Origin of the sequence: Streptomyces sp. NPDC048521 (genome assembly GCF_043199855.1) — a bacterium.
Taxonomy (GTDB): domain Bacteria; phylum Actinomycetota; class Actinomycetes; order Streptomycetales; family Streptomycetaceae; genus Streptomyces.
Genome location: NZ_JBICWR010000023.1, coordinates 49,967 through 72,227, shown reverse-complemented (window position 1 = coordinate 72,227; position 22,261 = coordinate 49,967). Strand labels below are relative to the sequence as shown.

Genomic DNA, 22,261 nt, shown 5'->3' with positions numbered 1-22,261 from the left:
CGGACGGCCACTCGACGTCGCAGGCCGCTTCGACGTGGGGTTGGAGCTGCCGGAGAGCCCGGGTGAACACGCCGCCCAGGGCGTTGCGGGCCCGGTACCGCTCGGCATGGCCCAGGACCGTGGCAGCCGTTACTGCATGGAGTGCCGAAGCAGCCATTCCAGGGCGTCGACCGCGCCGCTCAGCACGGAGATGTGTCCGTCGTCCGGGCGGAGCCGGAGGGTGGATCGACGGCACCGGTCGGCCAGCCACTGGGCGTGTGCGCTGGGGGCGACGCGGTCCCGACCGCCGTGCAGCAGGAGCACCGGGCAGGTGATCGTCCGGGGATCGCAGTCCCAGTCGTCCACATAGGCCAGGTCGTCGTCGATCAGTCCGCCCGGGCCCCCGGCCAGGGCGGGGGTGACGACATCCTCGAACCACGACCAGTCGCCGGCCAGGGCGGCGTGGTCGGCCTCCGTGAACATGGCGGGGTCGTACGCGGCTTGCGCCTCGTGGCGTGACTTCGCCCGGCGGCCCCCGGCCGCCGCGGTCAGGGACGCGCGACCGGAGTCGCACATGCCCGCGAACCAGTCGAGGCCTTCGGCGCCGTACGGCGCCAGCCCGGCCACGCTCACCGCGCCGAGCACCCGGTCCGGCAGCAGCGCCGCGCACGCCAGGGCATGCGGTCCCCCACCGGAGTGGCCCATCACCGCGAACCGGCCGACGCCGAGAGCGTCGGCGACACAGGCGGCGTCGGCGGCGGCCGACCCGACACGTCTGCCGGGCAGGGGAGTCGATGCGCCGTAGCCGGGCCGGTCGTACGACACCCAGCGGATGGCGAGTCGGCGGGATGCGGGCAGGAGTGGCTCGGGCGGGGCGCCCAGGTTGGGGGTGCCGTGGTGCCAGACCACGGTGAGGCGGGCGGGTCCGTCGCCCGTGCCGGTGTCGTACACGTGCAGTGTGCGGCCGTCGGCCGTCTTCACTTCGCACTCGGTCACGTCGGTGTTCATCGAAGTCCGGATGTCCTGTCGGGGTGGCTGCGCGGGGGCGGGGGCAGGGCTTGCCGTCCGAAGAGGGCGAGCAGCCGGTCGGTGGGGTGGTCGGGCCGGGGCGGTGGGAGCGGGGCGGCGAACAGGCCGGTGCGGTCCACGCCGTCGACGACGAGCGGGGCGAAGGCGAGCAGCGCCTCAGCCAATGTCGGCGGCAGGGGGGCGGGGCATCCGGTGGACTGGTCGACGTCCCATGCGTGCAGGGTCAGTTCATAGCTTCCCAGGAGGGCTCCCCAGCGCACCCGGGCCGTCTCACGAGGGATGTCCGCCACCGCGGCCCGCAGCCGGCGCACCTCGTGCCGGGCCGGCGCGCAGCCGGGCTCCGGCGGCCGGCCGGGAGGCATGCCGGTCAGGAGCTCCCGGGTCGAGGTGGTGGAGTCGGTGATGTGGCGGACCAGCGTGCCGAGGTTCCAGCGGGTGCAGGGCGTGGGTGCGGCCGGGTCGGCGAGGGCGGCGCGGTCGAGGCTGTGCAGCACCGCCTCGGAGGCCTGGACGAGCAGGTCCAGCGGGTGCGGCGGGCTCATGCGGGCACCCCCGACAGCACACGCGGGACGCCGAAGTGGGGGAAGAGCTCGGGATGCAGGAAGACGACGACGCGGGAGATCAGTCCGCCCTCGGTCTCCAGGACCTCGATGGCGTGCGCCCGGAAGTCGCCCTCGGGGTCCTGGACGTAGGTGGCCACCGCAGGACGGCCGTTGGCCCGCACGGGCAGGGCGCGCAGGGGCTGTCGGAACACCCGGCGCGCCAGGTGGTCGCGGACGGCGTCCCGGCCCCGGAACCAGGTGGGGATGGGCGGCATCTCGTATGTCACTCCGTCCCGGAGCAGCTCGGCCAGCCGCTGGACGTCGGCGGCCTCGAAGGCGGCCAGGTAGCTGCGCAGCACCTCCTCGTCCAGTGCGGGATCGGCGGTGACGTCGTCCTCGGCGGGCGGGTCCTCGGCCAGCGCGGCCCGGGCACGTTGCAGCAGGCTGCGGGCCGCGTTGACGGTGATGCCGAGGAACTCGGCGGCCTCGGCGACACGGAAGCCGACCACGTCGACGAGGAGCAGCGCGGCGCGCTGGCGGGCCGGCAGCCGCTGGAAGGCGGCGACCAGGGCGAGCCGGGTGCTGGCGCGCAGCACCGTGATCTCCGAGGGGTCCTCCGCGTGCGGCGCCGGCTGGGAGGTCGGCAGGGGGGTGAGCCAGGAGACCTCGTCGGCGCGTGCCAGGTCCGCTGCTGCGTCATCGGTGGCCGTGCCGAGGCCGGAGGGCAGGACCCTGCGGTGGGTGCCGGCGAGCGCGGACAGGCACGCGTTGGTGGCGATCCGGTACAGCCAGGTGCGCACTGAGGAGCGGCCGTCGAAACGGTCGTATCCGCGCCAGCCGCGCAGCAACGTCTCCTGGACCAGGTCCTCGGCCTCGTGCACCGAGCCGAGCATCCGGTAGCAGTGGGCGAGCAGTTCCTGCCGGAAGGAGGCCGCGAGGGCGGCGAAGTCGTCAGCGGGCACCGAGTTCCTCCTGAACGGGTCCGTCGACGGCGTCCCCCAGCGGGGCGACCGCGGTCCCGGCCCGGTGCCGGCCCGGGACGAACAGCCCGCTCACCGAGCCGGCGCAGGCCAGGGCGGCGGCGACGATGACGGCCGCGGAGAAGCCGTCGGCGAAGGCATCCGGCGACTGGTCGCCGCCGGCCGTGCCGAAGACCGCCGCCATGACGGCGATGCCGAGGGCCCCGCCGAGTTGGCGCACGGTGTTGAAGGCGCCCGCGGCCTTGCCCATCAGCTCGGGCGGTACGGCGGTCATCACGGCCGTCTGCTGGGACGGCAGGGCCATCGACGTGCCGATCCCGGACAGGACGAGCGCCGCCACGGAGTCGGCGTAGCCCTGGTGCGGATGGGCGTTGACGCCGACCCACAGCAGCCCGGCGCCCTGCAGGAGCAGTCCGACGGAGATGAGCAGGCGCGGTCCGAGCCGGTCCTGCAGCCGGCCGGCGACCGGGGCGACGAAGAACAGGGTCGCCGTCCAGGGCAGGAACCTCAGGCCCGCGTCGAGCGGGGAGTGTCCGAGGGCGACCTGCAGGTACTGGGCCAGGAAGAAGACGGTCCCGAACAGCGAGGCCGTCAGCAGCAGGGTCGACAGGTTGCCCGCCGTGAAGGCCGGCTGCCGCAGGAGACGGGTCGGCAGCATCGGGTGCGCGGCCGTCGTCTGCCGTACGGCGAAGGCCGCCAGTGCCACCACCCCGGCCGCCAGGACAGCCAGTACCTCCGTACTCCCCCAGCCCACGGACCCGGACCGCACCAGCGCCCACACCAGTGCGAACACGGAGGTCGCCGCGAGCAGAATGCCGGGCAGGTCGGGAGCGGCGGACCGTCCGGTGTGCTCCGTGAGCACGGAGCGGGCGATCGGCACGACGACGGCGATGACCGGGACGTTGATCCAGAAGATCCACTGCCAGGCCAGCCCCTGTGCCACCGCGCCGCCGATCAGCGGACCACCGACGACGGCGAGTCCCGTGACCGCCGCGTGGACGCCCATGACCGCGCCCCGCTGCCGGGCCGGGGTGGCCTCGGTGAGCAGGGCGAGCGCTGCCGGTGACAGCAGGGCGGCCGCGGCGCCCTGTACCGCCCGGGCGGCGACGAGGACGCCGGTCGTGGGGGCGAGGGCGCAGCCCGCCGAGGCGACCGCGAACAGCACCAGGCCCAGGAGGTAGGCGCGCTTGCGCCCGATCCGGTCGCCGAGTTCGGCTGCCGGGATGAGCAGGGCGGCGAAGGCGAGACCGAACGCGTTGACGGTCCACTCCAGATCCGCCATGGAGGCGCCCAGGTCGTGTCGGATGGTGTCCAGAGCGGTGGCGACGACGAGCTGGTCGAGGGCGACGATCAGTCCGGCCACCGCGGTCAGTGCCAGCACCCGGCGTGGGGAGGGCGGTCTGCCGGTGGCGGCGGATGCGGTCATGAGAGGTCCTTCCGGTCGCGTTGTCACTGGTACTGACTCGGCGACCGAGCCGAATGCATCGCTCGGCCGGGACCCGGTCCAGGGCGGCCCGGCCACCGATGCATTCCGGCCACGCCGGAAGTCCAACAGGTATGAACCCGATCGATGACAGCCCCCGGCGGCTCCTGCAGACCGCCCTCGTGTCCCTCAACGGAGTCATCGGGGAGCCCCTGAGCTGGGCCGGACCGTACTTCGGGCCCGGCAGCGCGGCGCACTCCCTGAAGGTCCTGCAGCGCTGTGGGGCGATGCTGATGGGCCGCCGGACCTACGAGGTCTTCTCCCAGCAGTGGCCGGCCGCCTCAGGCCCCTACGCCGAGCACATCAACGCGATGAGGAAGTACGTCTTCTCCTCCACCCTCGAGGAGGCGGAGTGGACCAACACGACCGTGGTCGCGGAGGAACCCGTGAAAGCCGTGGCCGAGCTCAAGCGGACGCCGGGGCGGGACCTGATCGTCTACGGGCACGGGCGGTTCGGGCAGACACTCTGCGACGCCGGCCTCGTCGACGAGCTGAGCCTGACCGTCGTACCCGTTTTCGCGCAGGGCACCACCTTCTACCGGCCCGGTTCGCCGCCGCACGCCTGGGAGCCGGTGAGCGCAGGTCGCGGACGGGACCCCGGGCTCGTGTCCCTCACGTATCGTCCGACGCGCCCGGAGTGACCGCGGCGGCGAGGCGTTTGCGCCCCTGCCCGGCCGCCGCCCCTCCCCCGAACCAGGCAGCGTGCCGTCGGACAGAGGGTCGGACGCGCCTGTCACATGGGGAGCGTCCGCCGCAGGGGCTCGCGCGGGGAGTCGGTCGTCCACCGCAGGGGCGAGCGGGGGTCGTCGTCCGCCGCAGGGGGCTCGCGCGGGTGCCGTTTGCCGGCACGAGCGTGGTGGCAGCGAGGGGTGTCAGCGGTGGGCGGAGCGGTTGATGTCGACGACGTCCTCCAGGGTGGGCGTGGACGTCAGGGCGGCGAAGTGCTCCATCAGGCGGTCGCGCGTGCGCGGTGCCTCGGCCCGGTCGGCCGCGGCCAGGGCCGGTCCCAGGTCCTCGAGAGTCAGCTCGGTGCAGTAGGCGGGCGTGCCCGGCTGCTGACGCCAGGAGTCGGCCAGGACACCGGCGTCGAAGGGGTCGAAGCCGGTGTCGTCCACGAGGCGCATGGCCACGCGCCGCGCCTCGTCGGAGTCGGCCGCGACCGGGATGGCGATGCGGCCCGGGGTCCCCGCCGGAACGCCCTTGGTCTGCTGAGTGCCGGCCAGGGCGGCGTTCCACGCCTTGACCACGGGCCGTCCCAGTTGCTCGGCGACCCACAGGCTCTCCACCTGTCCGTCGACCACCGCGTCGATGTGCCCGTTGAGGTGGGGGTAGTAGTTGGAGGTGTCGATGACCACCGTCTCACCGGGTACGGAGGCGAGCGGGTCGGACAGTTCCGGGACCCGGTGGAAGGGGATGGACAGGATGATCACGTCCTTGTCCTGGACAGCGGAAGCAGCAGTCACCGCGCGGGCCCCGAACTCCAGCACATGGTCCGGAACGACCTTGGGGCCCCGGCCGTCCGCCACCTGAACGTCGTGACCGGCCGCGCTGAGCTTGCGGGCCAGATTGCCCCCGATCGCTCCTGCACCGATAACAGCAATTCTCATGATTTGTCCTTGTAAAGGTTGCACCGCCCTCGAGGGCGGAAAAATGTGATGAACGTTCGGCTGGGGCCACTGGTCGTCGCCGGCCGTATCCGCGCAGGGGTCCCGGCAACCGACCACGAGGGGGCGTCCGGTGGACTACGCCTCGTCGTCTCGCTCGCGGTATCCGCTTTCGATGAGCATGCGGAGACGGTCGAGCGACTCCTCGTCGGTGGCGCCGGTGCCGCTGATCCAGGCAACGGAGACCGCCGCGAGGAACAGGTCGTATCCCTTGACCGACGGGCGCACGCGCCCCGCGAGCTGCGCGGCCCGCACGTACTCGTCGGTGGTGGAGATGAGGGTGTCGCAGGGAAGAGTGAGCGGGTTGTCCGGCTCCTGCGCCCTGGCTGCCGCCATGAGCGGTTCCGGCAGCCCACTGAAGGCGCTGAAGTACTCCTCCATCGCCCGCAGCCACTGCACCAGCGCCTCGAAGGCGTCACCGACCCGCGCGATCTGCGATCGGCGGGCCATCAGCTCCTCGGAGCGCGTCTGCAGCACCGCCGCCAGAAGCGCTTCCCGGGTGGGGAAGTGCCGGTAGAGCGTGCCGGGCCCGACACCCGCCTCCTTGGCCACCGCCTCGAGCGAGGCACCGACCCCGTACCTGAGGAAGTGACGCTGCGCGGCTTCCAGGAGGGCCGCACGGTTGCGCTGGACGTCCGCACGGGGCCGACGCTCCTGCCGCCCGTTGGCGCCCATACGCCCTCCTGCCTCACACGATCCTGCGGCCAATAAAACGGAGGATGCCTCCGTAATGAGTCGAGCATAAAACGGAGGTAGCCTCCGGTCAAACCGCACTACCCACGCCACTCCGCGCCGCTCTGCTGGGCAGCGGGATGCAATAGAAGGTGGCCCGTCACGTTCCCGCCTGGGCCGTCAAACGCCCCGTGCCGCTAGACAGGGCTTCGTCCGGCGATGTCACCGCCGGGGTCGTCCAGCAAGGCGATACGGGCGGTGATGCGTTTGCCGACCGGCTCCCGCTGGACCTCGAAGCCCTGCGCGACGGCCATCACGATCTCCAGCCCGTGCTGCCCCACGCGTCCGGCGTCGGCGGCCCTGGCCACCGGCAGCACGGGTTCGGAGTCCCACACCACGACCTCCACCGTGTCGCCGACGATCCGCAGGTCCATCAGCACCGGGCCGGGCGCGTACTTGCGGGCGTTGGTGACCAGCTCGCTGACCACCAGCTGGGTCAGGTCCAAGGCGCGCCGCGAGATGGGCAGGCCGTGCTCGGCCTGTATCCGGGTGAGGAAGCCCGCGGCCAGGTGGCGCGCCTGGGCGATGCAGGTGTCGTCACCATCCAGAGCCACCGTGGTCTGTATGGTCTGCTCGTCCGGCGCGGTGCCGTCCTCGCCCAAAGGCACTGATTCCATCCCGGCCGCCTTCGCTACCCGTTCACGTCCCCCGCGCCTACCCGCGCCTACCCGGTACACGCTCACCCCCTTGCGCTGACTCGCCGTCTCAGCGCAAGGGGTCGCTCGGACCGTGCAGGGCAGCACTTCGGGCTGAAGGTTTTGTGTGCAAGTATCGCTGACATGGCTGAGGGACGAATGACGGACACCGAACAAGCCGGACGGCCTGGCGGGCTGTCGGTCGTGGCCACCGCCACGGACGGCATTCGTATGCTGAGCCTGGCCGGGGAGATCGACCACCACACGTGCGATCAGCTCAGGCAGGCCCTGGAGGTCCCCGACGACAAGCCGCGCATCGTGATCGATCTGCGCCGGGTCACCTTCATGGACTCCAGCGGCATCAACGTTCTCATCGCCTCCTACCAGGCCGTCACCCAGGCCGGCGGCTGGCTCCGCCTTGCCGCGCCCACCGACTCCGTACTACGGGTCCTGCAACTCGTCGGCGTCGACGACCTCATCGAGTGCCACCCCACCGTCCGCCAAGCCCTGACCCCCTGACCGTTCGCCCTCTTCACCATCCGAGCCGCCCACGCGGCGCCGGAAGCGAGGGGAAGGCATCCGGGCACGTCCCGGATGCTGCCCGAGCCGATGCTCACCTGGGCTGCTTCGACGGCAACGCGGCCCACCCGTGGGAGCACCCGCCCGCTGGGGCCGCCCGCCGATCGTCGATACGGGACCTGGCGCAATTTCGCTCTGGCTTCGACCACCTGCCACTCATGGATGTCCGGGGCGGTATCCGCTCCGTGCCAAACCCGCCCTGATCCGTGCCGCGTCGTCGTCCAGGTCAGCTCGGGATCGCTCCTGCCACCTGACCTCCAAACGGAACCGGTCGTCCGCGGTACGGGGGAAAACGTGCACGTGAAGGTGAAAGACCGTCTGATCGGCTGCCTCGCCATCGGCGAGAAACACGTTCACGCCCTCACACGGCAGCCCCGAGCGCCGCAGCCCCCGCACCAGCAGGTGAACGACCCGGAACAGGTGAGCCGCCAACGTCTCGTCGATGTCCTCCAGACCTGCCGCATGCACCGTCGGAATGACAAGAAGGTCGCCGGGCGCGGCCGGGTGGATCTCCATGAAGGCCAGGACCTGCGGGTCCTCGTACACCCGGCTGGCGCGCACTCGGCCGGCGACGATGCCGCAGAAGGTGCAGGTCGGGTCGGTAGCGAACCATCCCATAGCGCCAGCATGCGGCATCGGCTCGTCTTCCGCCCCGGTCTCCGAGGTGGGCCCGGGACCGAACCCGGTGGGACGCCACCCGGTGCCAGTGCCCGGTGGGCGCCCGCATCAACGAGGCCAAGCGCACGGAGCTTCGCGTGGAAACGAGTCGGCACGACGCAGGCGTCGTCCGACTCCCCTGCGCCCCGCACACGCCGTCGGTGAACGGGCACCGCTCCCGTCCGGGTCTCGCTGCCAGGCACCTGCCGGTGCGCGGCACCGAAACCCTCGGCAGTGCCCCCCGCACGGCATGATGGGCGGCCGGAGCAGCTCCGCGCATTGCCGTTGTCCGGCAATGTTCACTATGGTCGGTAGGCCGGTGAACCGCTGAGAAGGCGTCACCACCACGTCAAGATTGCGGGGGCGGCGTGACGGACCGGGACATTCCCGAACAGTATCTGGACGGCTATGCCCACATCCTGGCCGAGGTCTCGGCCACGGGGCGCCGCCTCACCCGGGAGGAGATGGAGTCACGGCGGATCCTCGGCGAGCAGGCTGCAGAGGCGGGCTACGGGCTGCGGGATCTCGTCAGCGCCCACCTGACCGCCGCACGCGCCGTCCGGTCGCACAGCACCGGCTCGACCGACAGCACCCTGGCTGCCGTACAACAGGCGATAGACGCCTTCGCCGAGGGATACGAACGCGCCCAGCGCCTCGCCGTCCGCCAGGAGGAGGCCGCGCGCCGGGAGTTCATCGACGATCTGCTCTACGGCCGCAGCGACCTGGGCCGCCTCGCCGAACGCGCCCACCGCTTCGGGCTGCGTCTGTCCCACGCCCACGCAGTCGCCGTCGCGGAGGGGCCGAGGGCCTACGAGGAGGGCGCCCCGGTCGCCCGGCAGGTGGAGCAGGCACTGCTGGCACGCTTCGGCAACCGCGACGTCCTGCTCACCACGAAAGACGGCCGGCTGCTGTGCATCGCCCCCGGCCACGAGGACGAGGTCCTCCCCTACTTCGCCAAGCAGGCCCACGCCGCCACCGACGGCGGCAGGGTGGCGATCGGCCGCCCACACCCCGGCCCCGGCGGAGTCGTCCAGTCCTACGAGGAGGCACTGAACGCCCTCGAACTGGCCGAGCGGCTGAACCTGGACGACTCAGTACTGCGCGCCGCCGACCTGCTCGTCTACCCCGTCCTGACCCGCGACCGGCAGGCCATGGCCGACCTCGTCCTGGGCACACTCGGTCCGCTCACCACGGCCCGCGGGGGCGCCCAGCCCCTCCTCGACACGCTCACCGTCTACTTCGACTCGGGCTGCGTCGCCGCCGAGGCCGCGCGCCGCCTGTCTCTCAGCGTGCGGGCCATGACCTACCGCCTGGAACGCATCCGCCACCTCACCGGCGCCGACCCGGCCGACCCTGCCCACCGCTACATGCTGCAGACCGCGGTCATCGGCGCCCGGCTGCTCGACTGGCCGGCCAAGGATCTCTGACCAGGACCGCACGGGCGCCGGAACCTCGGCAGGCACCGCTCGCCGACGCTACGGCAGCAATCGCCTCCCGTTGACTGCCGGTGCCCGGCACAGCCGGACCGATGCGCCGCGCGTCACCATGGCGACCGCCGCGAAAAGCGCGGCGGCAAGGGCTTGTACTCAGCTCGAATATCAGACCGCGCGAAGCTCATGACCCGATGCAACACGGCTCAGGCCAGTTCGGGTTGCGGTTCCGGCTGTCGAACCGATACGGCCTTCGGCTCCCACAGCCTGGTGGTCCGTACATAGCCGTGGACCACGGAACTCACCGCCAGCACGAGAAGCGGTCCGAACACCCACGGATACTCGGCCATCTCCATCGGGAGATAGCGATACGACACCAACAGCGCAGCGAACACCGCCGCGCCGTAGGCGACCAGCTGAATTCCTGACCGGTCCCAGCCACGGTCGATCGAGCGCAGCGCTGCCTCGATCGTGACCGCGAACACCACGCCGGCAACGAGATCCACGCCGTAGTGGTAGCCGAATCCGAGCGTCGCGACGAGCGTGGCGATCAGCCAGAACGTCCCCGCGTACCGCAGAATCCGCAGGCCCTTGCGCGAGTGAATGAAGATCGCGGTGGCCCACGCCGTATGCAGGCTGGGCATGCAGTTGCGCGGGGTGATCTCGTCGTACGGCACCGGGTGCGGGGTACTGATCGGCGGCGGCGTGTTCGGCCACAGGTTGGCCACCGCCCAGTGCACGCCGCCGGTGCCGGAGGCGCCCGGGCCGTAGGCGAAGACCGGTCCGACCACCGGGAAGAGCATGTAGATGCCCGGCCCGAGAAGACCGATCACCAAAAAGGTGCGCACCAGATAATGGCTCGGGAAACGACGCTCGACCCTCACGTGACGCAGCTGGTACAGCGCGACGACGACCGCGGCCACCGCGAGCTGAGCGTAGACCAGGTCGAGAACATGGATACCGATCGGGCCGGTGGCCTTGACGATCCGGCCTACCACCCACGACGGGTTGCCCAGCGCGTGATCGGCGGTCGCCACGTAGGGGTCGAGCACCGTCGGGCGGGTCTTCGAGGTGATGAGCAGCCAGGTGTCGCCCGTCTTGCGGCCGGCCACCAGCAGCAGGCCCAGCCCGACGCCCTTCAGCAGCAGGACACGTTCCCGGCCGGTGCGGCGCGTGACCGCGATGACCGCATAGCCCAGAATCACCCACAACGCGCCGTTCCCGAAGTAATGGCCGTCGGTCACCTCGGCGCCGACCGCCCACCGCACCAGCACGAAGACGACGTCGATGCCGATCGCGACGCCAGCCGCGACGAACCGTTGCCGCCAGGTGAGCACGACCATCATCAACGCCAAACCGGCATACAACGGCCCCGGCTTGGGGGCGAATACAACCTCTTTCGCCTGGTTGGTGATCGGCCCCGGCGCGCCGGCGTAGCGCCGCGCGACGATCTCCACCGTGACGAGGAACCCGAGGGCCACCACGCCCGCCGCGGCCCACAGCATCGCCCGCGGCTGACGCCACGCAGCGAACGTGATACTGCCGTTTATGCGCGAAAACACCCGCGAAAGTCTAGGTATCAATTGATTGGCCGTTTTTGTTAGATGTCAGTCAGAAAAACACTGTTCGTTCCGGTAGCCCGGTATTCCGGTGAAGGACGGGCGACGAGGGTGCTCGTCGAGAGCCGATCATGCCATTGGCGCGGTACGGGTGGCTGCCCCGGCCTCGGCCGATTCCGCCGCGCGTCACCGATGGCCGGCTGCGCAATCGGCGCCAGGCGGCCCGACCATCCGTTCGGGCCGGTCGGGCCGGATGCGAGCGCCGTGCGGTGTCGTCGCCATGCTCAGTCAGACGGCGATATCGGCGGTTTGGTTGACTGTCGCCCCAGGACGTGTCGTCAACCGAAGCGGTCAGTTTCACACCCTCTCGCCCGTGACAACGAAGGGTCGGTTGTGGTTGGACCGGGTATGAAGCGACGACTGATCGGTATGGCGGCCGTAGCGGCTGCCGTTCTGGCCTCTGCTGCAGCCGTCTCATCGGCCCGCTCGGCATCGGCAGCCGCAGTAGAGCCCCGGGGCGGTGACTCCCCGACAGCAGCCGCGCAGCTGCACACCCTCGAGGGCGTACACCTGCGCGCCGGCCGGGGCGCCCGAAATCGCTCGCTGGCGGTCTTGTCGAGGAACACCGACTTCTATGCCGAGTGCTGGGGCGTCGGGAGCGATGGCCTGTGGTGGGCCTACGGCGTGGTTGTCTCCGGCCACAAGAGCGGCCGGCGAGGCTGGGTGAACGGCAACCACGTCGCCACCGGCTACCGGCAGTGATCAGCAGCGCAGTGCCCTCGTCGGGAGTTGGGTGTGAGCCCAGGCCACGAGCGGCCGGCCGGTGAATCCGCCAGACGCACCAGTGCCCGGAGAGCCCCGGACGGTGACAGTGCCCGAGGTCTCGTGCTGCGTGCCGGCCGCGCCCTTGGTCGGCAGCTCGTCGTCCGGTCCGAGAGCCAAGATCGATTGTCAGTGGTGGGTGACACGATAGGAGCATCGAGTCAGAACGAGGGGGAGCTGTCATGTCCGGAAGCCAGAACTACATCAATCACGTTGCTCTCGTCCTGGATGCCAGTTCGTCCATGTCGCACCTGAGCCGCAAGGTCGTCGACGTCGCCGACCAGCAGATCGCCTATCTTGCCCGCCGATCGAGGGAACTGGACCAGGAGACCCGGGTCACGGTGTACGTCTTCGCGGACAAGGTGGAGTGCGTCATCTACGACAAGGACGTGCTGCGGATGCCGTCGCTGAAGCAGCTGTACCGGGTCGGTGGAATGACGGCTCTGCTGGCGGCCGCACTGAAGTCACAGCGGGAGCTGGCGCAGACAGCTCAACTGTACGGTGACCACAGCTTCCTGACGTTCATCCTGACCGACGGGCAGGAGAACGCCAGTCATCGCTGCGCGGACGCCCCTACCCGGGATCCGCGTGAACTGGTTGCGGCGGTGGCCGAGATGATCGAGGCGCAGGAGGACAACTGGACACTGGCCGTCCTCGTGCCGGACCAGATGGGCAAACGCGAGGCCATGCGGTGCGGTTTCCCGAAGGACAACATCGCCATCTGGGACGCCACCAGCACACAGGGTCTGGAGGAGGCCGGGCAGGTCATCCGACAGGCCACCGAGAAGTTCATGGTGGGCCGCACCCAGGGCATCCGGGGATCGCGGGCGGTGTTCTCCACGGGTGCCGAGGCGGTCAACAAGGACAGCATCAAGGCGGCCGGCCTCAGCCCGGTGAATCCGTCGGAGTACGAGCTGATCCCGGTCACTCGTGACGCGGCGATCCGTGACTGGGTCGTCGAATGCGGGCACACCTACCGTACCGGTGGTGCGTTCTACCAGCTGAGCAAGTCGGAGAAGATCCAGGCGCAGAAGCAGATAGCGGTGCTGGAGAAGAAGACGGACCAGGTGTACACCGGGCCCGAGGCCCGAGCTCTGCTCGGCCTGCCGGATGTGGAAGTTCGCGTCAAGCCGGACCACAACGACGACTTCACGATCTTCGTGCAGAGCACCAGCGTGAACCGGAAGCTCGTGGCCAACACCCAGGTGCTGTTCATGCTCTGACAGCCTGGAGCCCCGTCGCTTCAGGGAGGCTTCGTCGCCCCGGCACCCGACGGTCAACGGAGGCGGCAACTGCGGACGCGGCGTAAGGGCACATACTGCCCCAGCGTGGTCCGCAGCGCCGTCGGTCGGCGTCCGGCAACGTCCGCCGCATGCCTGCCACGGTCCGGGAGCCCGGTCCGAGGTGCGCTTGGTCTGCCAAGGTGATGCACGGCTCGCAGGTGAGAGTTGTCGAACGCGAGGCCGGACGCCATCCGTCCGGCAGCGCGTTCAGTGAGCGGGGCCGCCGGCGCGGGAGTCGGTGGGCGGGGTGGCGCCGGCGTCCAGGAATTCGCGGATCGCGAAGGCGACCAGGGTGAGCACCGCTGTCCAGACCACGACCATCGTGGTCGGGTAGGTCCAGGTGAACAGGACGATCGCCGCGACGGCCAGGATGGCGACCCCGATCCAGCGCTTGAAGCGATGGACGAACCGGCCGACCGCACCGAGGCGGAGCCCCGCCGACGCCGCCACGTCACGCAGAGCGGTGACGGACCTGCGGCAGCCCTTACGGGTGAGGACGGCAATCCGGGAGGGACCGAGCAGGAAGGCGCCGGCAGCGGTGAAGAGAGCGACGGCGGCGAGGGCCCGGACGGCGGCGCGCAGGAACTTGATCAGAGCGTCGTACACGGCTCCGGCGGCTGCCTGGGACGTCCCGGGCGGCAGATGGTTGAGGTAGACGTCGCGCGCGACGGTGAGGGCGATACCGAGGACCAGCATGGCGAGGAACACCGCCAGTGCGACCCCGATCAGCGCGTGCCGGCGGTTGAACGCCACGTACACCCCGGCGGCGGCGATCAGCAGGGTGATGACGGGCAGCCAGCCGCCGAGGATCTGCAGCACGCGCAAGTACGTCTTGACCTTGCCGATGTCCTTCGAGGCGAACACCACGAAGTCCGTGTGGACCGTCGGGATCTTCGCGGCGGGCGAGAAGCCGGCGCTGACCAGTCGGTCCTTCACCTGGGCGATGATCGGAGCGACGTCGATGGCGACCTGGTTGTCCTTCAGTGAGGCCGCGCCTGCGGCCGCATGGCCCGTCAGGGCCTTGTCCAGCGCCGTGTGCGCCCTGCGGTTGCCCTCCACCCAGACGGTGTCGAAGGCGCTGCTGGTGACCACCCGCTGCACTGTGCTGCTGACCAGTTGCTTGAGACCGTTGGAGATCGGCCCGTCCAGGTCGTTCAACAACCGTGCCGCCCGCGGTGGCACACCCTTCTGCGCGGCCGCGTCCGTCAGTTGCGTGACCAGCGCGTCCACGTCGATCTGTGCCAGTACGGCGGTGGTGACCCGGTTGGTGACGGCCTTCTGGACATCCGGGTCACCGGCCAGCGGTCCGACGGTGGCGACGTAGCGGTCGGTGTCCCGCACGATGCTGTTCGCCCACACCGCGACGACGGACAACAGCGACAGCAGCGCGGCGAAGAGGATCAGCAGGACGGAGCCGAGCGAGCGGAACCGGTGATGGCCTGCCGCCTGCGGTGACCCGGCCGTCTCCAGGGCGCCCAGCCGACGCCGCAGTTCATTCAGCTCGCCGCGTTCCCCACCGGAGAAAGCGGCGTCGCCCCTGTCGCTCATGCCCTCAAGGGGATCCCTGCGGATGGGAACCCGCTACCCGGATGACGCAGACGGGCTAACGCACCGAGGGGCGATTGCGGGGACAGCCCGGCGAACCCCACCGAGCACCACCTTGAGCGCGCCGGTCTCGGCGGCCCGGGAAAAGACGTCGTACGCCTCCTCCATGTGCATGCCGACGTGGGCCACATGTCCGACCGGTCGCACCATGCGGGTTCACAGCACGAAGCTCCCCGCGCCGCCGACCGCCTCGATGACCACGTCCGCGCCGAGCCCGTCGGTCAGGTCCGTGACCAGTTGCTGTGGGGCCTCATGGACGTCCGCGACCGCGTCGGCGCCGAGCCGACGGGCGGCCGCGGGATCGGCGATTCCGGCACGGGGCCGGAGCCGCCCCGCACGTTCGGTTTCGACGATGGGTGAGCCGTTCCGCTTGGGCCGTCCGGCCCTGGCCTCCGGCCGGACGGCGCCCATGGGAGCCCGCGGCCGCCGGGCCGCGGGGGGCCGGATGGACCGACGGCCGGGGCCGGACGCGGCCGTTCCCTCAGCTGTTCCAGCTCCACTCGGCGACCTCGGGCAGGTCGGTGCCGTGTTCGCGGACCCATGCGTGGTGGCGGGTGCGGGCGTCGGCCATGGTCTGACGCACGGCGGCTGCGCGTACGGCTAGGCCGGGGACCCGGTCGATGACGTCCATCACGAGCCGGTAGCGGTCGAGGTCGTTGCGCACGACCATGTCGAAGGGTGTGGTCGTGGTGCCGGACTCCTTGTAGCCGCGCACGTGCAGGTGCTTGTGCCCGGTGCGGCGGTAGGCCAGGCGGTGGACCAGCCACGGGTAGCCGTGGTAGGCGAAGATCACCGGCTTGTCGGCCGTGAAGAGCCCGTCGTACTCGAAGTCGGTCATCCCGTGCGGGTGTTCCTCGTGCGGCAGCAACCGGGTCATGTCGACCACGTTCACCACCCGCACGGCCAGCTCGGGCAGGTGCCGTCGCAGCAACTGCGCGGCGGCCAGCACCTCCTGCGTGGGTACGTCTCCCGCGCAGGCCAGGACCACGTCCGGTTCGGCGCCGTTCTCGCTGCCGGCCCACTCCCAGATCCCGGCGCCGCGGGCGCAGTGGACGCTGGCCTGTTCCATCGACAGCCAGTCGAAGCACGGCTGCTTGCCCGCCACCACCACGTTGACGTAGTCCCGGCTGCGCAGGACGTGGTCGGCCACGGACAGCAGGGTGTTGGCGTCCGGCGGCATGTAGACGCGCACGACCGCCGGGCTCTTGTTGAGGACGTGGTCGACGAAGCCGGGATCCTGGTGCGAGAAGCCGTTGTGGTCCTGACGCCACACATGGGACGTCAGCAGGTAGTTGAGGGAGGGGATCGGAGCCCGCCAGGGCAGCTCGCGCGAGGTCTTCAGCCACTTGATGTGCTGGTTGACCATCGAGTCGACGATGTGCACGAACGCCTCGTAGCAGGAGAACAGTCCGTGCCGGCCGGTCAGCAGGTAGCCCTCCAGCCAGCCCTGGCAGAGGTGTTCGGAGAGGACCTCCATCACGCGGCCGTGCCGGTCGAGGTGCTCGTCGACCGGGAGGATCTCGGCCTGCCAGGCCTTTCCGCTGGCGTCGTAGACGGCCTGGAGCCGGTTGGAGGCGGTCTCGTCCGGGCCGACGAGACGGAAGTCCCGACGCGATCGGGTGTCCTTCATGACCTGTTCGAGCAGGGCACCCAGGATCCGGGTGGGTTCGTGCAGGGTCACCCCCGGCTTGTCGACGGGGACGGCGAAGGCGTCGAGTGACGGCACGGGCAGTTCGCGGACGAGGAGGCCGCCGTTGGCGTGCGGGGTCGCGCCGAGCCGTTTCGTCCCCTCGGGGACGCAGGCGAGGACGTCCTCGACGGGCCGTCCGTCGGGGCCGAACAGTTCCTCGGGCCGGTACGAACGCAGCCACTCCTCCAGCAGCCGCAGGTGCGCGGGGTTTTCCCGAACGCCCGGCAGCGGGACCTGGTGGGCACGCCAGGTGCCCTCCACCGGCTCTCCGTCCACCTCGGCCGGTCCGGTCCAGCCCTTCGGCGTGCGCAGCACGATGACCGGCCAGTGCACGCGCTCACTGACCCCTTGCTCGCGTGCGGTGCGCTGCATCAGGGCGATCCGGTCCAGTGCCTCGTCGAAGGCCGCGGCCAGGGCGCGGTGCACCGTGTCGGGGTCGTCGCCGGTGACGTGGAGGGGTTCGTGGCCGTAACCGCGCAGCAGCGAGTCCAGCTCCTCCTGCGGAATCCGAGCCGGCACGGTCGGGTTGGCGATCTTGTAACCGTTGAGGTGGAGGATCGGCAGCACGGCTCCGTCGTGCACCGGGTCGAGGAACTTGTTGGAGTGCCAGGACGCGGCCAGCGGTCCGGTTTCCGCCTCACCGTCACCGATCACACAGGCCACGACCAGGTCAGGGTTGTCGAGGGCCGCGCCGTAGGCGTGCGCGAGCGAGTAGCCGAGTTCGCCGCCCTCGTGGATGGAACCCGGGGTCTCCGGGGCCACGTGGCTGGGCACGCCGCCCGGGAAGGAGAACTGCCGGAACAGCCGCTCCATGCCGGAGGCGTCCCGGGAGACGTCCGGATAGGTTTCGCTGTAGCTGCCCTCCAGCCAGGAGCCCGCGAGGACGGCCGGTCCCCCGTGGCCCGGGCCCCACACGCAGAGAGCGTCGAGTCCGCGTGCCTTGATCACGCGGTTGAGGTGGGTGTAGACGAGGTTGAGGCCGGGTGAGGTGCCCCAGTGGCCGAGCAGGCGCGGCTTGATGTGCTCCGGGCGCAGCGGCTCGGTCAGCAGTGGGTTGGCCATGAGGTAGATCTGGCCCGCCGCCAGGTAGTTGGCGGCGCGCCAGTGCGCGTCCAGGGTGCGCAGTTCCTCGTCGGTGAGTGCGGTGGCGTCCTGGTGAGCGGCCTTGGTCATGGGAACCTCGGATTCGTCGTCCATCATCGATAATCTTGCCGGTTTTGTCATGAAAATTCGGGTACGACAGCCACCGGGCACACCGCGTGATGCAGCACGCCGTGCGCGACGCGGCTGAGCTGGAGTCCGACGTGGCCGTGCCGGCGACGAGCGCCGACGACGAGCAGGTCGGCGTCGTGGGAAGCGGCGATCAGGGCGTCGCGGGCATGGCCCTCGACCGTGCGCCGGAGCACTTCGAGGTCGGCCGGCGCGTCCCCCAGGGCTTCCTCCACCGCTTCGGCGGCGTCCTGTTCCCGCAGGTGTGCAGGCTCGCCGACGAGCAGGGCATGGCCGGTGGTCGCGTGCGCGGGGCGCCGCCCCCAGGCCCGTACGGCTTCCAGGGGCACGGCGCGCAGCAGAGCCTCCTCGGTCGCCAACCGTACGGCGGCCGAGCCCGTCGGCTTCTCGCGGACGCCGAGGACGATGCGGCCCCGGATTCCGGAGCGGGTCCGGTTGTCGTGGCTGCCGCGCAGCACGATCACGGGGCAGTGCGCATGCCCGGCGACCGTCAGGCTGACAGAGCCGAGGAGCGCCTCGGTCATGCCGCTGCGGCCCCGGCGCCCCAGGACCATGGCGAGGGCGGTGCGGCTCTCTCGTACGAGGCCGTACTCCGGCTCGTCGGGCAGCACGTCGGTGGCGACCCGCACGCCAGGGTGGCGGCGCTCGACTCGGTGTCGCGCGGTGCCGACGACGTCCTGGGCCATCACCTCCTCCGCCGGCTTGCCGAGTTCCTGGGCGATCAGGGCGCCTTCGTAGCGTTCCCGGAGCGAGGCGTACACCAGCCGGAGCGGTGCCCCGCGCAGGGCGGCCTCGTCGGCCGCCCAGTCCAGGGCCCGCAGGCTCGGTTCGGAGCCGTCGACGCCGACGACGATCGGAAGGTCCATCGTGCTCACCGTGCCGTGCCGTTGTGGAAAGGCTCCGCGATGACGGGTCGATCACCGAGCGCCCGTGCGACTACTGCCTTCATGGGTTCCTCTCCTCGAGGGAGTCAGTCGTGCGCGACCACGGCGACGGGTGCGACGACATGGTGCAGAACGGCGTGGGCGACGGGGCCGATGTGGGCACCGAGAGGGCTGGTGCGGATGCGCCGGCCGACGACGGCCAGGCAGACGTCGCGGGAGGCGGTGACGAGGACCTGCGCGGCGCTGCCGCAGCGGCTCGCCTCGATCACGTCGACGTTCGGGAACTTCTGCCGCCAGGGACGCAGCACCTCGGTCAGGAGGGTGGCCTGCCGCCGTGCGAGTGAGCCGTGGAGCTGGGTGTCGCCGTAGAAGCCGTGGAAGGTGGGCGGCTCGTTCCAGCCGTGCACGACCCTCAGGGACGCGCTCCGGCGCGCGGCGGCGTCGAAGGCGAAGTCCAGGAGCGTCTCGTCCGGGTCGTCGGTGTCGAGGCCCACGACGACGGGCCGGAAGGGGGTCGCGGCCGACGGGACGCCCGCGGGGTCCGTCTTGTGCTCGTCGGCGGCCTGCTCTCCGGACCGGACCAGCACTACCGGATGTGAGGCGCGGGCGATGACGGAGAGGCTGACCGACCCCATCACGAACCCGCCGATCGCGCCGAAGCCGCGCGAGCCCAGGACCAGCAGCTCGGCGGCGTCCGCGGCCTCCGCCAGAGCCGCGGCCGGGTTGCCGGTGACCCGATCGGTGATCACCTCGACACCGGGGTGGCGCAGCCGGAGGCCCTCCGCCGACTCCCGTGTGATCTCTTCGGTCCAGCCCTGGTTCGTCTCGCTGCGGAGCAGTGGTGCCTGTGTCACGGGCGGCATGGGCGAGGGCACGGGCTCCCGGACATGGAGGATCTTCAGCGGCAGAGCGCGCAGCCGCGCCTCGCGGGCCGCCCATTCGGCGGCGGCCCGGCTTTCGGGCGAGCCGTCGAGACCTACGGTGATGGTTCGGGTCACGGTCCCCACCTCCCGGGACGAGGCATCCGATTCCAGCGTGGCAACCGCGATCGTGCGGTCAGGGCCGCAGGTCCCTGTGCGTGCCATGACACAGCTCGACGGGGGTCACTCGCGGTGCAGCACGACTTTGAGGGCTCCCGTGCTGGTGCCGCTTGCGAAGACGTCGTAGGCGTCTTCCATCCGGTCGAGTCCGAAGGTGTGGGTGACCAGCGGGGACACGGGCAGGCGTCCGCACCGCATCAGCTCCAGCAGCCACGGTGTGGAGGAGGTGTCCACGTGGCCCATGCTGATCGTCACGTTCTTGCGCCACAAGGCATCGAGATGGAGCTTCGCCGGTCTGCCGTGCGTGCCGATGTTGGCGATGTGCCCTCCCGTGCGGACGGCGCGCGTGCACAGCACGAATCCGTCCGGATCTCCCGACGCTTCGATGGCCACGTCGGCGCCCGGTCCCTCGGACAGATCACCGATCATCGCCCCCGGCGATTCGGCGGCATCGGCCCCGACGCGGACGGCGGTCTCCAGCCGGGCTCCGGCGAGGTCCACGACGATGATCCGGCGGGGCGAGTAGAGCTGTGCGACGACCACCGCGGCGAGGCCGACGGGACCCGCGCCCACCACGACGACGGTGTCTCCCGGAGACACATGGCCGTTGCGCACTCCGACCTCGTAGGCGGTCGGGAGCAGCTCCGCGAGCAGCAGAGCGTCATCGAGCGGCAGTTCGGAGGGGCGTCGGGTGGTGGAGTGATCGGCGAAGGGCACCCGCACCAACTCCGCCTGGGTCCCGTTGATCAGACTCCCCAGGATCCATCCGCCACCCTCGCCGCACTGTCCGTACATGGCGTCTCGGCACGCCCAGCAGTGGCCGCACGCCGAGACGGACGACACGATCACCTGGTCGCCGGGGCTCAGGTGGTGGACCTCGCCACCGACGTCCACGACCTCACCGACGGCCTCGTGGCCGAGGACTGTCCCCGGCTTCACCTCGGGGAGGTCTCCCCGCCGGATGTGCAGGTCACTGCCGCAGACGGTGGTGGCGTCCACGCGCACGATGGCATCGGTGGCCTCCTCGATCGCAGGATCCGGGACGCTGTCCCAGGAGGTCTGTGCCGGGCCGTGGTAGACGAGCGCTCGCACGGTACTCACTTCCTCGCTCCCCCACCTCCACGGTGACCCCCGCAGTACTCCCGGGCAACAGGGTCACCCGTGCGCATCGGTCCGGCTCCGTGCACGAGCGGTGGAAGGCCGGTGCCGGACCGGGCTCCCCACGGCCGTACGGGAGCTGAGCGCCCGGGCGACCGCTGACTCCAGCCCCCGCGAACCGAGCACCGTGATCTCGGACACCGGCGCCCACTTCATGGGGGAGGCTCGCGCCGCCTGCGCTGATGTGTCCCGCGTGGCAGGTTGGAGAGAGCACCATGTGAGGAGAGGGCGACGATCATGCGAGCTCACCTCGGCGACCAACTCGTCATCGAAAGTCCGGCGACCGGCGCCGCCAGGCGCGACGGCGAGATCGTCGGACTTCATCACGAGGACGGAACACCTCCCTACGACGTGCGCTGGTCGGACACGGACCAAGTGACGCTCGTCTTCCCCGGGCCCGACGCCCACATCCGCCATCTCGAGCACGCCGAGCCAGGGACCACGCGTGCGTCACAGCCGGACACGGTCCGGGCGGAAGCCGTGTCCACGAATGACCCAAGGACCGCGGCACCCAACCCCGGCGACATCGGGCGACGCGTGGCCGTCGAACGCCGGAGACAGGGGCTCAGCCGAGAGGAAGCAGCCGGCCGCGCCCGGATCTCTCCCGACTACCTCGCGTACCTGGAGGAACGGCCGGCCGACCCGACCCTGGCGACTCTCGTCAGACTGGCCGACGCGCTGGGCACCACGGTCACCGCTCTGCGCGGCGGAGGGATCGATCTCCCGCCCGGGCAGGGCTACGCACTGCCGCACCCGCAGCTGCGGGACCTCGACCCGGACGAATGCCGCACCCTGCTGTCCACGCACGGCGTGGGGCGCGTCGCGGTGTCGGCGTCCGACGGAAGCCCGGCGGTCGTCCCGGTCAACTACGCGGTCGTCGCTGACGCCATCGTCTTCCGGACCGCGCCCGACTCCGTGGCCGCGTCCGCCGCGGGAACGGAGGTCGCCTTTGAGGTCGACCACGTCGACGAGGCTCTGAGTCAGGGCTGGAGCGTACTCGCCGTCGGCCCGGCGAGAGCGGTGACGGAGCCCGAGACCGTACGTCGGCTCACCCGACAAGCACAGCCCACACCCTGGGCGGGTGGTGAGCGCGAGCTGTGGGTGTCGATCACGCCCACCAGCCTCACCGGCCGTCGGATCACTCCGGCTGATCAGTAGGAACTCGAGGGCGCCGTGCGGACGGCCAGGCTCCCCGAGGTCGGCGCACCCGTCCACGCTCGTTCGGCCGTCCGGGACCGTCTGGGGCGGCCACGGCTGCGGCTCCGTCGGCACGGTGTTCG

At 70.8% G+C, this 22,261-nt stretch carries 20 protein-coding genes and 1 pseudogene; 6 read left to right on the top strand and 15 right to left on the bottom strand.

Annotated elements, in window-relative coordinates; translation table 11 throughout:
* Window positions 1-129: 129 nt before the first annotated feature.
* The 4 genes from ACGFRF_RS36255 to ACGFRF_RS36240 are packed head-to-tail and all read right to left on the bottom strand — an operon-like array spanning window position 130 to window position 3,956.
* The gene (locus ACGFRF_RS36255; protein WP_393747450.1) at window positions 130-987 is read right to left on the bottom strand and encodes an alpha/beta fold hydrolase; all 858 of its coding nucleotides are present in this window, start codon (window positions 985-987) and stop codon (window positions 130-132) included.
* Window positions 984-1,550, bottom strand: coding sequence for a hypothetical protein (locus ACGFRF_RS36250; protein ID WP_393747449.1), 567 nt, complete (start codon window positions 1,548-1,550; stop codon window positions 984-986). The genes ACGFRF_RS36255 and ACGFRF_RS36250 overlap by 4 nt, the downstream gene beginning before the upstream one ends.
* Window positions 1,547-2,512, bottom strand: coding sequence for an RNA polymerase subunit sigma-70 (locus ACGFRF_RS36245; RefSeq protein WP_393747447.1), 966 nt, complete (start codon window positions 2,510-2,512; stop codon window positions 1,547-1,549). The genes ACGFRF_RS36250 and ACGFRF_RS36245 overlap by 4 nt, the downstream gene beginning before the upstream one ends.
* Window positions 2,502-3,956, bottom strand: a complete 1,455-nt coding sequence (locus tag ACGFRF_RS36240) for an MFS transporter (protein ID WP_393747445.1) — start codon at window positions 3,954-3,956, stop codon at window positions 2,502-2,504. The genes ACGFRF_RS36245 and ACGFRF_RS36240 overlap by 11 nt, the downstream gene beginning before the upstream one ends.
* 131 nt (window positions 3,957-4,087) lie before the next feature.
* Between ACGFRF_RS36240 and ACGFRF_RS36235 the strand changes: the two genes are divergently transcribed.
* Complete coding sequence (locus tag ACGFRF_RS36235; protein ID WP_393747443.1) at window positions 4,088-4,654, top strand: dihydrofolate reductase family protein; 567 nt, start codon at window positions 4,088-4,090, stop codon at window positions 4,652-4,654.
* Between the two features lie 231 nt (window positions 4,655-4,885).
* On the opposite strand, the gene ACGFRF_RS36230 is transcribed toward ACGFRF_RS36235, so the two are convergent.
* The 3 genes from ACGFRF_RS36230 to ACGFRF_RS36220 all read right to left on the bottom strand — a co-directional run bounded on the left by ACGFRF_RS36230 (window position 4,886) and on the right by ACGFRF_RS36220 (window position 7,026).
* On the bottom strand, window positions 4,886-5,620 hold the full coding sequence (locus ACGFRF_RS36230) for an NADPH-dependent F420 reductase (RefSeq protein WP_393747441.1): 735 nt from the start codon (window positions 5,618-5,620) through the stop codon (window positions 4,886-4,888).
* Between the two features lie 135 nt (window positions 5,621-5,755).
* On the bottom strand, window positions 5,756-6,352 hold the full coding sequence (locus tag ACGFRF_RS36225; protein ID WP_393747439.1) for a TetR/AcrR family transcriptional regulator: 597 nt from the start codon (window positions 6,350-6,352) through the stop codon (window positions 5,756-5,758).
* Between the two features lie 194 nt (window positions 6,353-6,546).
* Window positions 6,547-7,026, bottom strand: a complete 480-nt coding sequence (locus ACGFRF_RS36220) for an ATP-binding protein (protein ID WP_393747437.1) — start codon at window positions 7,024-7,026, stop codon at window positions 6,547-6,549.
* A gap of 162 nt (window positions 7,027-7,188) precedes the next feature.
* On the opposite strand from ACGFRF_RS36220, the gene ACGFRF_RS36215 reads away from it, so the two are divergent.
* Window positions 7,189-7,563, top strand: a complete 375-nt coding sequence (locus tag ACGFRF_RS36215; RefSeq protein WP_393747435.1) for an STAS domain-containing protein — start codon at window positions 7,189-7,191, stop codon at window positions 7,561-7,563.
* Window positions 7,564-7,779: 216 nt separating this feature from the next.
* Here the strand turns inward: ACGFRF_RS36215 and ACGFRF_RS36210 are convergent, their stop codons facing one another.
* Complete coding sequence (locus tag ACGFRF_RS36210; protein ID WP_393747433.1) at window positions 7,780-8,259, bottom strand: HIT family protein; 480 nt, start codon at window positions 8,257-8,259, stop codon at window positions 7,780-7,782.
* Between the two features lie 389 nt (window positions 8,260-8,648).
* On the opposite strand from ACGFRF_RS36210, the gene ACGFRF_RS36205 reads away from it, so the two are divergent.
* Entirely contained in the window at window positions 8,649-9,707 is a 1,059-nt protein-coding gene (locus ACGFRF_RS36205; RefSeq protein WP_393747431.1) for a PucR family transcriptional regulator, read from the top strand.
* Window positions 9,708-9,916: 209 nt separating this feature from the next.
* Here ACGFRF_RS36205 and ACGFRF_RS36200 read toward each other — a convergent pair whose 3' ends face one another.
* Entirely contained in the window at window positions 9,917-11,215 is a 1,299-nt protein-coding gene (locus ACGFRF_RS36200; protein ID WP_393747552.1) for a phosphatase PAP2 family protein, read from the bottom strand.
* A gap of 666 nt (window positions 11,216-11,881) precedes the next feature.
* On the opposite strand from ACGFRF_RS36200, the gene ACGFRF_RS36195 reads away from it, so the two are divergent.
* Window positions 11,882-12,031, top strand: a complete 150-nt coding sequence (locus tag ACGFRF_RS36195) for a hypothetical protein (protein WP_393747429.1) — start codon at window positions 11,882-11,884, stop codon at window positions 12,029-12,031.
* 242 nt (window positions 12,032-12,273) lie between these two features.
* Entirely contained in the window at window positions 12,274-13,314 is a 1,041-nt protein-coding gene (locus ACGFRF_RS36190; RefSeq protein ID WP_393747427.1) for a VWA domain-containing protein, read from the top strand.
* 267 nt (window positions 13,315-13,581) lie between these two features.
* Here ACGFRF_RS36190 and ACGFRF_RS36185 read toward each other — a convergent pair whose 3' ends face one another.
* From ACGFRF_RS36185 to ACGFRF_RS36160, 6 genes and pseudogenes are all read right to left on the bottom strand, one after another.
* On the bottom strand, window positions 13,582-14,922 hold the full coding sequence (locus ACGFRF_RS36185; RefSeq protein WP_393747425.1) for a hypothetical protein: 1,341 nt from the start codon (window positions 14,920-14,922) through the stop codon (window positions 13,582-13,584).
* Window positions 14,923-14,955: 33 nt separating this feature from the next.
* Window positions 14,956-15,273: pseudogene (locus ACGFRF_RS36180) on the bottom strand (zinc-binding dehydrogenase); the annotation flags it as partial.
* Between the two features lie 187 nt (window positions 15,274-15,460).
* Window positions 15,461-17,842, bottom strand: coding sequence for a phosphoketolase (locus ACGFRF_RS36175; protein WP_393747550.1), 2,382 nt, complete (start codon window positions 17,840-17,842; stop codon window positions 15,461-15,463).
* Between the two features lie 47 nt (window positions 17,843-17,889).
* On the bottom strand, window positions 17,890-18,765 hold the full coding sequence (locus ACGFRF_RS36170; RefSeq protein WP_393747423.1) for a universal stress protein: 876 nt from the start codon (window positions 18,763-18,765) through the stop codon (window positions 17,890-17,892).
* 104 nt (window positions 18,766-18,869) lie between these two features.
* Window positions 18,870-19,781: a universal stress protein gene (locus ACGFRF_RS36165; protein ID WP_393747421.1), complete on the bottom strand. Its 912-nt coding sequence runs from the start codon at window positions 19,779-19,781 to the stop codon at window positions 18,870-18,872.
* A 105-nt stretch (window positions 19,782-19,886) separates the two neighbouring features.
* Window positions 19,887-20,915, bottom strand: coding sequence for an alcohol dehydrogenase catalytic domain-containing protein (locus tag ACGFRF_RS36160; RefSeq protein WP_393747549.1), 1,029 nt, complete (start codon window positions 20,913-20,915; stop codon window positions 19,887-19,889).
* A gap of 303 nt (window positions 20,916-21,218) precedes the next feature.
* Here ACGFRF_RS36160 and ACGFRF_RS36155 point away from each other — a divergent pair, with 303 nt between their 5' ends.
* Window positions 21,219-22,139, top strand: coding sequence for a pyridoxamine 5'-phosphate oxidase family protein (locus tag ACGFRF_RS36155; RefSeq protein WP_393747419.1), 921 nt, complete (start codon window positions 21,219-21,221; stop codon window positions 22,137-22,139).
* The last annotated feature ends 122 nt before the right edge of the window (window positions 22,140-22,261 follow it).

Coding starts and splice junctions, on each gene's coding strand:
- ACGFRF_RS36255 (WP_393747450.1), bottom strand. CDS start 987: ATGAACACCGACGTGACCGAGTGCGAAGTGAAGACGGCCGACGGCCGC.
- ACGFRF_RS36250 (WP_393747449.1), bottom strand. CDS start 1,550: ATGAGCCCGCCGCACCCGCTGGACCTGCTCGTCCAGGCCTCCGAGGCG.
- ACGFRF_RS36240 (WP_393747445.1), bottom strand. CDS start 3,956: ATGACCGCATCCGCCGCCACCGGCAGACCGCCCTCCCCACGCCGGGTG.
- ACGFRF_RS36235 (WP_393747443.1), top strand. CDS start 4,088: ATGAACCCGATCGATGACAGCCCCCGGCGGCTCCTGCAGACCGCCCTC.
- ACGFRF_RS36230 (WP_393747441.1), bottom strand. CDS start 5,620: ATGAGAATTGCTGTTATCGGTGCAGGAGCGATCGGGGGCAATCTGGCC.
- ACGFRF_RS36225 (WP_393747439.1), bottom strand. CDS start 6,352: ATGGGCGCCAACGGGCGGCAGGAGCGTCGGCCCCGTGCGGACGTCCAG.
- ACGFRF_RS36220 (WP_393747437.1), bottom strand. CDS start 7,026: ATGGAATCAGTGCCTTTGGGCGAGGACGGCACCGCGCCGGACGAGCAG.
- ACGFRF_RS36215 (WP_393747435.1), top strand. CDS start 7,189: ATGGCTGAGGGACGAATGACGGACACCGAACAAGCCGGACGGCCTGGC.
- ACGFRF_RS36210 (WP_393747433.1), bottom strand. CDS start 8,259: ATGCCGCATGCTGGCGCTATGGGATGGTTCGCTACCGACCCGACCTGC.
- ACGFRF_RS36200 (WP_393747552.1), bottom strand. CDS start 11,215: ATGCTGTGGGCCGCGGCGGGCGTGGTGGCCCTCGGGTTCCTCGTCACG.
- ACGFRF_RS36190 (WP_393747427.1), top strand. CDS start 12,274: ATGTCCGGAAGCCAGAACTACATCAATCACGTTGCTCTCGTCCTGGAT.
- ACGFRF_RS36185 (WP_393747425.1), bottom strand. CDS start 14,922: ATGAGCGACAGGGGCGACGCCGCTTTCTCCGGTGGGGAACGCGGCGAG.
- ACGFRF_RS36175 (WP_393747550.1), bottom strand. CDS start 17,842: ATGACCAAGGCCGCTCACCAGGACGCCACCGCACTCACCGACGAGGAA.
- ACGFRF_RS36170 (WP_393747423.1), bottom strand. CDS start 18,765: ATGGACCTTCCGATCGTCGTCGGCGTCGACGGCTCCGAACCGAGCCTG.
- ACGFRF_RS36155 (WP_393747419.1), top strand. CDS start 21,219: ATGCGAGCTCACCTCGGCGACCAACTCGTCATCGAAAGTCCGGCGACC.